The sequence below is a fragment of the Streptomyces sp. 8L genome (assembly GCF_020176795.1).
GTDB lineage: Bacteria > Actinomycetota > Actinomycetes > Streptomycetales > Streptomycetaceae > Streptomyces.
This window is the reverse complement of record NZ_JAIUKE010000432.1, coordinates 1-10,518: the sequence shown is the minus strand read 5'-3', so window position 1 is coordinate 10,518 and position 10,518 is coordinate 1. Positions and strand designations below refer to the sequence as shown.

At 72.9% G+C, this 10,518-nt stretch carries 10 protein-coding genes; 3 read left to right on the top strand and 7 right to left on the bottom strand.

Annotated features, from left to right (window positions below; genetic code table 11):
- From LCE31_RS29950 to LCE31_RS29940, 3 genes are all read right to left on the bottom strand, one after another.
- Positions 1-909 (bottom strand): helix-turn-helix domain-containing protein (locus tag LCE31_RS29950; RefSeq protein WP_225019856.1); only part of this gene is annotated, 909 nt, incomplete at its 3' end.
- Between the two features lie 405 nt (positions 910-1,314).
- A complete protein-coding gene (locus LCE31_RS29945) occupies positions 1,315-3,030 on the bottom strand; it encodes a hypothetical protein (RefSeq protein WP_225019854.1) in 1,716 nt (571 codons plus the stop codon).
- 189 nt (positions 3,031-3,219) lie between these two features.
- Entirely contained in the window at positions 3,220-3,693 is a 474-nt protein-coding gene (locus LCE31_RS29940; protein WP_225019852.1) for an ATP-binding protein, read from the bottom strand.
- 163 nt (positions 3,694-3,856) lie between these two features.
- Between LCE31_RS29940 and LCE31_RS29935 the strand changes: the two genes are divergently transcribed.
- The 3 genes from LCE31_RS29935 to LCE31_RS29925 are packed head-to-tail and all read left to right on the top strand — an operon-like array spanning position 3,857 to position 5,166.
- Positions 3,857-4,732, top strand: a complete 876-nt coding sequence (locus LCE31_RS29935; protein WP_225019851.1) for a helix-turn-helix domain-containing protein — start codon at positions 3,857-3,859, stop codon at positions 4,730-4,732.
- On the top strand, positions 4,729-4,938 hold the full coding sequence (locus LCE31_RS29930) for a DUF397 domain-containing protein (RefSeq protein WP_225019849.1): 210 nt from the start codon (positions 4,729-4,731) through the stop codon (positions 4,936-4,938). The genes LCE31_RS29935 and LCE31_RS29930 overlap by 4 nt, the downstream gene beginning before the upstream one ends.
- Before the next feature lie 18 nt (positions 4,939-4,956).
- Positions 4,957-5,166, top strand: coding sequence for a DUF397 domain-containing protein (locus tag LCE31_RS29925; protein WP_225019847.1), 210 nt, complete (start codon positions 4,957-4,959; stop codon positions 5,164-5,166).
- Between the two features lie 48 nt (positions 5,167-5,214).
- On the opposite strand, the gene LCE31_RS29920 is transcribed toward LCE31_RS29925, so the two are convergent.
- From LCE31_RS29920 to LCE31_RS29905, 4 genes are all read right to left on the bottom strand, one after another.
- Positions 5,215-5,616 carry a hypothetical protein gene (locus LCE31_RS29920; protein ID WP_225019845.1) on the bottom strand — a complete coding sequence of 134 codons (402 nt, stop codon included), beginning with the start codon at positions 5,614-5,616 and terminating at the stop codon, positions 5,215-5,217.
- Positions 5,617-5,757: 141 nt separating this feature from the next.
- The gene (locus tag LCE31_RS29915) at positions 5,758-7,506 is read right to left on the bottom strand and encodes an ABC transporter ATP-binding protein (RefSeq protein WP_225019843.1); all 1,749 of its coding nucleotides are present in this window, start codon (positions 7,504-7,506) and stop codon (positions 5,758-5,760) included.
- A complete protein-coding gene (locus tag LCE31_RS29910; protein ID WP_225019841.1) occupies positions 7,503-9,329 on the bottom strand; it encodes an ABC transporter ATP-binding protein in 1,827 nt (608 codons plus the stop codon). Before LCE31_RS29910 ends, LCE31_RS29915 begins: the two co-directional genes overlap by 4 nt.
- A complete protein-coding gene (locus LCE31_RS29905; protein ID WP_225019839.1) occupies positions 9,322-10,353 on the bottom strand; it encodes an ABC transporter substrate-binding protein in 1,032 nt (343 codons plus the stop codon). The genes LCE31_RS29910 and LCE31_RS29905 overlap by 8 nt, the downstream gene beginning before the upstream one ends.
- Positions 10,354-10,518 lie beyond the last annotated feature (165 nt).

Genomic DNA, 10,518 nt, shown 5'->3' with positions numbered 1-10,518 from the left:
GGCCGCAGGGGTGCGGAACGGGGGCGGCGGTGGCAGCTGTTCGGCGAGGCGGTGGGCGAGGAGTGCCCCGGGACGGCGCGGCCCTTCGGGCGGCAGGCCGCTGGTCAGCGCGTGTCGCACCGCGTCCGGGGGTACGTCGCGTTCCAGCCAGGCGGCGACGCCCTGGGCCAGGTGGGCGGTGTCGCGGGCGGAGAGGAGGAGACGGGGATCGTGGCAGCGCAGGCCGGTGAGGAGGTCGGTGGCGGCCAGGAGGAGTTGGGGGGACGCCGACGCCGGCTCTGGAACGGCGGGTAAGGGGTGTCTGCCACGACGCGGGGGCCGCCGGGCGTGGGCCGCGGCCGGGATTGCCCCGGTTTCGTCGGCTCCCGGTCCCGGTCCCGGTGATGGTGGTGGCGGTGGCAGTGGCGCGGCGTGTGTGCGGGGCGGCTGGATACGTGCGACGCGCGTGGCCGGCGGCGTGATCGCGCGCTCGGCGGCTCTGGGCCGCTGCCTGACCGGTCCCGGCTGATTGCAGGAGATCGTACGGGTCACGATCCGGCCGCCGGGGACGCGTTCGCGTTCGCGGCGCAGATAGTGGTGGTGCTCAAGTTCGCGCAGCGCGGCGGCGATCCGGGTCGCGCCCTCGGGGAAGCGGTCGGTGAGGGTCTTGATGTCGACGCGGGCGCCCCCGGGCAGCGACTGGATGTGCACGGCCAGGCCGATGGCGAGCAGTGACAGTTCGGCGTGCTGGGCGAGGTGGTTGCCGATCACCGTGAATCTGGTGGTGTGGCGGGTGTTCTCGTGGGTCACACCGAAGGGGCGGGAGGCCGCCGGGTGGGTGCCGGGATGCGGATTCGCCCGCATGGGGGGCTCGTTGGGGCCTTCGGCTGCCCTGGCGTGCGCCTGAGCGCTAGGGTTTCGCGTATCCATCGGGGAAGTCCGATTCCTCGGTGGTCAGGCCCTCGATCGGGATTGGCAGTCCCGGCCGGGGGCCGACGTGTTTGTGTGGTTCTGTCGCGCCGAGCTTAGAGCAGCCGGGGGATGTGAAATCCAGCCCAGACAGGGATGTTCACCCTCCCGAGTGAGTGCGTCCCGGGGGCGGAAAGGTGGGGCTCGGCGGGGTTCTTTCCCTCCCATGTTCCTTGGGGAAAAGAGCCGGAGGCACCGGAGCACGGGAATACGGGTTCCGGTGGCGTGAGACCCGGCCGGGCACGCCCGGACTTGCGGCGGCGAGCGACTGGAGGGCAGGCTCCGACGGATGTGCGTGGCGCGCTCGGCGCGGCGCCCCTTTGTGCGCGCCGCCGGCCGGTTCGGGAAGCGTCCCGTCGAGTGGCGTCACGCCGAGGACAGCTGCTCCGTGATCTCCTTGACCCAAGCGGCGCTCTTCGTGGGGTCGTTGAGGGATTCCGCCCACGCCTCGGGGGTCAGCTTCTGGTTGGCCGGGCCCGCTTTGAGGGCGACGAGGAGGGCCCGGGCCGACTCCCGCATCTCGGGCGTCGATCCGCCCTGCCCTCCGATGTCGGGCCCCGCCGCCAAGGCGTAGATCTTGCGCGCCATGGCCTGGCGTTCGCCGTTCTCCACCTTCTTCCAGAACTTCAGGGCCTCCTTCAGCGCGTCCTCGCGGGTGGCGGGCTCCGCAGGGGCCGCGTCCTCGGCCGCCCAGCGGTCGGGGTGGCGGGCCCCGTCGTAGCGCTTCTTGCCCGCGCGGCCCGCCTTGTAGGCGGCGACGCCGAAGATGAGGCCGGCCGCGCCCGCGGCGAGGCCCCAGCCGACCGGGGTGATCGCAAGACCCGCGCCGCCCGCCGTCGCGGCGACCGCCGTCACGATGCCGCCCGCGGCCTTGGTGGTCTCGCCCACAGCGGTGAGGGCCTGCTTGCCCATCTTATGGCGCTGCTTGCCGAGCGCGTACGTGAGCACCGTGTTCATCGTGTCCTGGTCGGCCTCGCCGCGCTGGATGTCCGTGACGGCGTCGTGGGCGCGGTCCGTCGCCTCCCAGGCCGCGTCGATGGCGTCGGACACCCGTTGCAGTCTGTCCTCGCCGTCGTGGTCCCACTGGGCGTCCAGCGCGGCGTACGCGTCGTCCACGGCCGCGTCGGCGCGCATCCTCGCGTGGTTCAGCCGGGCCAGTGCCCTCTCGCCCGTGACGTCGGGCTTCTCGATGTCCTTCAGGTGGTGGTACTTGCGGGCCGTCAGCCCGAAGCGGCGCGTGGCACGCGCGCCCTTCATCACGCCGGCGACACTGGTGCCGATACCGCTCACCTCGGCCGCGCTCGCCGCGTGCAGCGCCTGCTCGGCCTTGGTCAGCTCCTTGGCGACACCGAGCGCCTGGCTGCCCGCGCTGGTCGCGCTGATGGCCGCCTCGGTCCCCTTGGAGTTGAACTTCTTCTTCGCCCCGTGGAAAGCGGCCCCGCTCCTGTACTTCTTGACGTCCTTCGTGGCCTTGGCCGCCTCCAGGCCGCCGAGCACGGCGCCGACGGACTCCGCGACAGCGGTCTCCGAGCCGGCGGCGGCCCCCGAGGCGGCGGCGGAGTGCTTGACGCTGTCGTTGACCGTGGCGGCGGCGTTCTGGGTGAAGCCCGCGTTGACGGGGACCTGGAAGCCCTTGACGAAGGTGTCGACGAACTCGAAGTTCCTCTTGAGCCGGTCGAGGACCGCGGTGATCCGGTCGCGGTAACCCCGCGACGGGGCGGGCGGGTTGGCGTTCGCCGGCAGCCGGCCGTTCGCGGGTGCCTGCCCGTTGGCCGGGGCCTGGCCGTTGGCCGGTGGTGCCTGTCCGTTCGCGGGTGCTTGCCCGTGGGGCGGTGGCGTCTGCCCGTCCGTCCGGTCCTGGCCGTTCGCCGGTGCCGTCCTGCCGGCGGAGCTCCTGGCGCGCTGCACCGTCGCGGTCGCGGCCCGGTTGCCGGCGCGGGACTGGATCGCGAAGAGGGCGCGCTCCGTCGCATTGCCGGAAGGGCTCCCGGACCGGCTCCGGCCCTGGTCCTGGCCCTGCCGAGCCGATATCAGGACGGTCCCGGACTGCCGTGCGGACGTGCGGTGGACCGGGGCGCTCATGGACGTGCCTCTCCTGTGCCGGACTCTCCTGTGCCGAACCGGGCGAGAAGAACGTAGCCAGGCAATGCGAACAGAAGAGGAGGAGCAGGGAAACGTTTGATCGAAAGCGTTGGGCCCGGCCCGCGAGGGGGTTCGGCGCGTCCCGGCCGCAGCGCCCCGGGCGGCCGGACGATGCGGCCGCCCTGAACCTCAGCGGGAGTCGCCTCCGGCGCCGGTATCCGGGAACACGTGTCCCGGCGGTACGACGCGCAGCTCGGCCCAGACGATCTTGCGCGGGAAGTGGTCGTCGGCCACTCCCCAGCGGTGCGCCAGCGCGTCCACGAGCAGCAGTCCACGCCCCGACTCGGCCTCCGGGTCCGGCCGGCGGAGTTCCGGCAGGCGCTCACCGCGCGTGTCCGTGACCTCGATGCGGAGGATGTCGCCGGCCAGGCGGAGCGTCAGGCGGAAGTCCCGTCCGGGAACCCGGCCGTGGGAGGCCGCGTTGGCCGCCAGCTCCGCGACGAGGTGGCGCGCGGGGTCCGACGGAAGCCCCCAGCTGGTGAGTTGTGTGTCCGCGAGCAGACGTGCGAGGCGCGCGCCGCGCGGCGTGGACGACAGCAGCACGCTGAAGGTCGGGACAGCGGGGTCGAGTTCGGCCGTGATCTGGGTGGATTTCTGGTTCACATCACCGAGAGTGGCGGCTTCGGCCTACCGTGGGTAGTGATGAAACGGTTGCGTACGGTGACTGTCCAGAGCTTGTCCGGTGCTGTCCGGGCTGTCGGCAGGGGGCGTACGGGTAGGGCGTGGCGACACGAAGCGGTGCCATGGGTACGACGGAGGGACGCGGATGTCGGTGGACGGCCAGGCGGTACGGCCCGAGGCGCAGACGAACGAGCCGGGCTGGGAGGTGGACCCGGACGACGACTGGGGCGTTGCCGTAATCGCCACAGTAGGAAGGCAGTTGAAGCTGCGCCGCGAGGCGGCGGGCATGCGCGCGCCCGATTTCGCCGTCGCCGTGGGGTACGGGGAGGACCTGGTCTACAAGATCGAGGGCGGGAAGCGGATTCCCCGGCCCGAGTACCTGGACAAGGCCGACGAGATCCTCCGCGCGGGGGGCCTGCTGGCGGCGATGAAGGAGGACGTCGGGCGGGTCCGGTACCCGAAGAAGGTCCGGGAACTGGCGAAGCTGGAGGCTACGGCGGTCGAGATCGGCGTGTACGAATGCAACATCGTCGCCGGGCTGTTGCAGACGCCGGAGCACGCCCGTGCCGTGATCCAGGCCGCGCAGCCGCCGTACTCGTCGGACGATGTGGAGCGCATGGTTGCCGCTCGCCTGGCGCGGCAGTCGGTCTTTGCGCGCGACCCGGCACCGTCGATCCATTTCGTCCTGGAAGAGGCGCCGCTGCGCCGTCCCGTCGGGGGCACAATGGTGTGGCAGCGCCAGCTTGAGCAGGTCTTGGACGTGGGACGATTGCGCAACGTCACACTCCAGGTCATGCCGACGGTCACTGAGGCCCACCCGGGACTTGATGGCAGGATCGAATTGCTGAAGTTCGGGGACGGCACGGCAGTGGGGCGCTCGGACGGTGCCTTCAACGGACGCCCCACTTCTGACCCGAAGCAACTTCGTATCCTTGAGCTGCGCTACGGCACCATCCGGGCACAGGCTCTCTCGCCACGGGAGTCGCTGGTCTTCATCGAGAAACTGCTGGGAGAGACATGATGCGCACGGCATCCACGCGGGACGCTTCCGAACTGGTGTGGTTCAAGAGCAGCTACAGCGGCGGCACTGACGGCAACTCCTGCGTCGAGGTGGCCACCGCCCCCGGGACCGTCCATGTTCGTGACTCGAAGGACGTGAGTGGCCCGAACTTGGGCCTCATGCCCGACGCCTGGGCGCGCTTCGTGAGGTTCGCGTCCGAAGGCTGATCGCTCAAAGGGGGGATCGTGGATCGCGAGGTATCTGACCAGGCCGCCTTCGAACCGGCCTGGTTCAAGAGCAGTTACAGCGGGGGCAACGACGGCAACTCGTGCGTGGAGGTCGCCACCGCTCCCGGGGCCGTCCACGTCCGTGACTCCAAGGACGCCGGCGGCCCGTGGCTGGGCCTCGTGCCGGGCGCCTGGGTGCGGTTCGTCGGGTTCGTGGTGCGGGGGTGAACGGCGTGACGCCCCGTCGGCCGGTCGGCGACGGGGCGTCGGGGCGCGTCAGTGGTCGTTGACGAAGCTGTAGTCCGCCTCGTCCGCGCCGTTCGGGCCCAGGGTGAGGAAGACGTTGACCGTGAAGCCCTCCGGCAGGTCGTAGACGCCGCCCCAGGACGCGTCCCTGGTGATGCACGCCCCGTTCCCGCCCGCCGCGGTCAGGCTGTAGGCGCCGTCGACGTTGATCCGGGGGGAGGCGCCGTCGGCGGCCGTGTCGCAGAGCTTGACGACGTCTCCGTGTTCCCGGATGTAGACCGTGCCGCCGTGGGCCTTGTCGGCCGTCGTCCAGATGTGGTCCCAGTCGTTGCCGCCTCCGGGGTCGGAGGCCGACGCCGACGTCGCGGTGGCGAGCAGGCCGCCGGCGAGCAGCGCTGCCGCCGCGAGGGCGGTGGTGGTTCTGCGCAGCATGAAGAGGTCCCCCCATTCGTGTGCGGCCCGCGGTCGGCGGGCCGGGCAGGGAGATGGTGCCGCGCGTACGGGCGCCTCCACAAGGCTGTTGGGCACGCGTGCGTACAAGTGCGTATGCGGCCCGCGGGCCCGACCGGGGCCTCACCGGTTGCCGAGCCGCCACCCTCGCGCCCGCTCGTACTCGCTCCACAGGGCGGCGTACTGGCCGCCCCGCGCGCGGAGTTGCTCGTGCGGGCCCTGTTCCACCACGCGGCCCGCGTCCAGGACGGCGATCTCGTCCGCGTCTGCGATGGTGGCCAGCTGGTGGGCGATCACCAGCAGGGTGCGGCCCCGGCCGAGTTCGCGCAGGGCCTCGTGGACTGCCACCTCGTTCTCCGCGTCCAGGGCCGAGGTCGCCTCGTCCAGCAGGACGACCGGGGTGTCCTTGAGCAGTGTGCGCGCGATCGCGACGCGCTGGCGTTCGCCGCCGGAGAGCAGGGAGCCGCCCTCGCCGACCTGGCTCGCCCAGCCGGCCGGGAGGCGGGCGACGATGGTGTCGACCCTGGCGCGGCGGGCGGCGGCGCGCACCTCCTCGTCGGTGGCGCCGGGGCGGCCGAGCCGGATGTTCTCCTCGATCGTGCCGTCCACCAGGCGTACGTCCTGGAAGACGAGGGACACCGTGTTCATCAGGTCGGTGGTCGCCGCCCGCCGCACGTCGACGCCGCCGATCCGGACCGTGCCCCCGATCACGTCGAAGAACCGCGCGACCAGCTTCGTGACGGTCGTCTTGCCCGCGCCGGACGCGCCGACCAGCGCGACCGTGCGGCCCGCGGGGACGCGGAGGGAGAAGTCACGCAGCACGGGGGCCTCGTCGGGCCCGTATCCGAAGGTCACGCCGTCGAGTTCGACGTCCGGCGGCGGGTCGTCCGGCGTGACGCGCAGCGGCTGCGGGTGCGGGGGTTCCGGCAGGGGCTCGGTGCTCAGGACCGCGTCGATCCGGCCGACCGCCGCGCGTACGGTGTTCAGCCCGGCCGCCGCGCCCGCGATCACGGCGAACGGCTGGAGGAAGTGCACCCCGAGCACCAGCAGTGCGATGATCCGGGGCGCGCTCACCCCGCCGTGCGTGGCCAGCAGGAGGCCCACGACCAGCAGTGCGGTGAAGGCGAGTTGGGTGACGAGTTCGCCGAGGTGCAGGCCGGGCAGCGCGCCGAAGAGCTGGCGGCGGGCCGCCGTGTGCTGGCCGTCGAGCGCCTCGCCCAGTTCCCTGCGCCCGCCGTCCGCGCCGCCCGCCGCGCGCAGCACCGGCTGCGCGCCCGCGAACTCGACCAGCCGGGCGCTCGCTTCGGCCGCCGCCGCGTCGTGTGCCGCGTCGGTGCGTTCCGTCATCCGGCGCGCGAGGGAGAACACCGCGAGGACCACCGGCACGGCGACCAGCACCGCGAGCGCGAGCCACGCGTCGTAGCAGAGCAGGAAGACCAGGATCGTCGCGGGCCGTACGACCGCCGTCACCAGCGTCTGCGTCACGTGCACGCCGCGCACCGACGTGTTGACGCCCTGGCCGAGCAGCCGTTCGAGCCGCGCCGTGCGCGTCTCGTCGAACCAGCCGAGCGGCAGCCGTACGACGTGGTCGCCGATGCGCTCGTACAGCGCGCGCCGCCACGCGGACGAGAGGCCGAGCGCGCTCGTCTCCATCGCGTAGTGCGCGGCCCAGCCGACCGCGACCGCGAGGGCGAGGGGTACGAGCCAGTGCGCCGCGTCCCCGGTGTGTCCGGCGAGCAGCGCGGTGAGCAGCGGCACCAGCAGACCGAACGCCACTCCTTCGCAGGCCGCGTTGAGGGTCGTGGCGAGCAGGTGCCGGACCAGCAGCGGGCGCCCGGCGCCGCCCGTGATCCGCAGCAGCGCGGTGATCACGCCGTACTCCTTCCTTCGGCGCGTGCGTCTGCCCGGCTCCGCGGGTCACCGCCCTCGCCCTGCTGGGCGCGCCACAGGCGGGCGTACGCGCCGTCCGCGGCCAGCAGCTCGGTGTGCGTGCCGCGTTCGGACACGTGTCCGTCCTCCAGCACGAGGATCTGGTCCGCCTCCATCACGGTGCGCAGCCGGTGCGCGATCACCAGCAGGGTGCGGCCCGCGGTCAGTTCCGCGAGCGCGTCCTGCACGGCCGCCTCGGACTCGGGGTCGGCGGACGCCGTCGCCTCGTCCAGCACCAGCACGGGCGTGTCCGCGACCAGCGTGCGGGCGATGCTGACGCGCTGTGCCTCGCCGCCGGACAGCCGCGCGTCCTCGCCGACGACCGTGTCGTAGCCGCGCGGCAGTGCCTCGATCCGGTCGTGGATCGACGCGGCCCGCGCCGCCGCGCGCACCCGCTCGTCGGAGGCGCCCGGGTCGGGCAGCGCGATGTTGTCCCGTACGGACCTGCGCAGCAGCACCGTGTCCTGGAAGAGGAAACCGATGTGCCGGTACAGCTCGGCGCGGTCGAGGTCGCGGATGTCCACCCCGCCGAGCGTGATGGCGCCCGCGCCCACGTCGTAGAAGCGGGCGAGCAGCATGCCGAGCGTGGACTTGCCGGCGCCGGAGGGGCCGACGAGCGCGGTGACCGTGCCGGGCCGCAGGGTCGCCGACACGTCGGTGAGGACCGGGCGTTCGCCGTCGTACGAGAAGCCGACGCCGCGCAGTTCGAGGGGGAGCGGCGCGTCGGGCCCGGCGGCGGACAGCGACCGGGGCGAGGCGGGCGGGCGCTCGGTCTCCTCGCGCAGCAGGGCGCCGACCCGGCCGGCCGCGTGCCGGGCCGCGCGGGCCCGGTCGCGCGCCGAGTAGACCGGGGTCAGCAGGTCGAACAGGCCGAGCCCGAGCAGGACGAACGCGACCACGTCCACCGGGTCGCTCCAGCCGAGCGCCGCGAACCAGGTCCCGAACCCCACCGTCACCAGCAGCAGCGTCGCGGGGGCGACCGTGGAGCGGGTGAGGCTGCGCTTGCGCACGAAGGCGCGCTGCGCCGCGTCGGTGGCGTCGGCGTACGCGGTGGCGGCGGCCCGGAACCGCGCGGGCGCGCCGCCGCCCTCGGCGCCGAAGGCCTTGGCGAGGGCGATGCCGCGGGTCAGTTCGAGGGAGGCGGCGGACAGTTCGACGTTCGCCGCGGCGATCCGCCGTACGTTGTCCCCCGCGCGGCCCGCGATCCGCATCCGCACGCCCTGCCCGCCGGCCACGAGCGCCAGCGTGATCAGGGCCAGCCGCCAGTCCGCCACCAGCAGGTACGCGGTGATGACGGCGGGCCCCGCGACGGCCGAGGCGAGGTCGCCGCGCGCGTGCGCGACGGCGTGGTGCAGCTGCGACACGTCGTCCTGCACGGTGGTCTTGACGCGGGCCGAGACGCCGCCCGCGAACCAGCGCAGCGGCAGCGCCGCGAGCTGGTCCGCGAGCCGGTGGCGCAGCGAGTCGGCGAGCGCGGCGTCGGCGAGGTGGCCGAGTATCCCGGCCGCGAGGTGCAGGGCGAGCCGCAGCGCGAGCACCCCGACCGCGGCCCAGGCGATCGCCCACACATGCGCGGTGTCGTGGTGGAGCAGCCGCCGGCCGATCTCCACGACGGCCACCATCGGCGCGCACGAGAGCGCCGCCGCGATCCCCTCGAAGACGGCGGCGAGCGTGACGCGCGCGGCGACCGGCGCCTGGAGCGCGGCCAGATCGTCGACCTGGCCGCCCCGCCCGCGCTCCGCGGCCGGGCCGGAACCCTCAGCCAAGCTTTGCCACCGCCGCGGCCAGCTTGGGCGTCATGACGTCGAGCCCGTAGGGGATGGACAGGACGGACGGGAAGGCGAGCGAGATGGCCGTGGGCATGTCGATGGCGAGGTACGTGCCGCGCTTGACCGCGCCGAGCTTCTTGAACAGCGGCTTCGCCTCGAACGCGGTACGGGTCTTCGCGTCGGGGAAGGTGAGGATGACGACGTCCGCGTCGATCAGGTCGAGGCGCTCGACGCTGACCGAGGACCGGTTCGGGGTGGAGGACTCCGGAAGCGCGGTGACCTTCGCGGGCAGGTGGAAGCCGAGGTTCCCGAAGAACTCGGCGGAGGCGTCCGCGCCGCGGCTGATGGTGAACACGGAGCCGTCGGCGCCGACGGGCCCGAACGTGAACGTCCGCCCCTTGAACTCCGGGTGGGCGGCGGCGGTGGCCGCTATCTTGGCCCGCACGTCGCTGACGAGCTTGTCGGCCTGGGCGCTTCGGCCGAGCGCCTTGCCGGCGCGGCGGATCATCACGTCCCACTGGTCGCTGCCGGCCGAGTCCTGGTAGCCGAGGGTCGGGGCGAGCCTGCTGAGCTTCGCGAAGTCGGTCTTGATCGAGTAGTCGTCGCTGGCGAGGATCAGGTCGGGCGCGGCTGCGGCTATCTTCTCGATCGGTACGCCGGAGGTCTGGTCGACGAGTTCGACCTTCCCCTTCGGCTTCTGCCAGGGCGCGAAGCCGTTGAACACCTCGTTCTTGGTGGCGACGACGAGGGGCGCGTCGAGCGCGATCGCCAGGTCGATGTCGCGCAGGTAACCGCAGGCGGCGACGCGCTTGGGCGCCGACTTCACCGTGGTCGAACCGGGCTTGCCCGGCACGGTGACGGGGAAACCGGACGCAGAGGCTCCGCCGGTGCCCGCGGACTTGGCCGGGCTGCCGCCCGAGCTCTTGCCGCCACCGCACGCGCTGAGGAGGAGGCCGCCCGCGGCGGCGCCGGAACCGAGAAGGAAGCCCCGGCGGGACAAGGGCGTGCTGCGTCTGTTCACAGGGACGTACTCCTCGCGCTTCGAAAGTGCCGCAAGGCTAGCTCTAGTTAGGTAAGCCTTGCCATCCTTTGAGCCGAAGAAGTGTCCCAGATCACGACATCCGCGCGAGCCGGGCCCGCTGCGCGGCAGACGGGGGCGGAGACGGGGCCGGAGCGGCTCAGGAGG

Excerpts from the sequence above, each read along its gene's own strand:
- LCE31_RS29935 (WP_225019851.1), top strand. The coding sequence starts at position 3,857 with ATGTCGGTGGACGGCCAGGCGGTACGGCCCGAGGCGCAGACGAACGAG.
- LCE31_RS29930 (WP_225019849.1), top strand. The coding sequence starts at position 4,729 with ATGATGCGCACGGCATCCACGCGGGACGCTTCCGAACTGGTGTGGTTC.
- LCE31_RS29945 (WP_225019854.1), bottom strand. The coding sequence starts at position 3,030 with ATGAGCGCCCCGGTCCACCGCACGTCCGCACGGCAGTCCGGGACCGTC.
- LCE31_RS29920 (WP_225019845.1), bottom strand. The coding sequence starts at position 5,616 with ATGCTGCGCAGAACCACCACCGCCCTCGCGGCGGCAGCGCTGCTCGCC.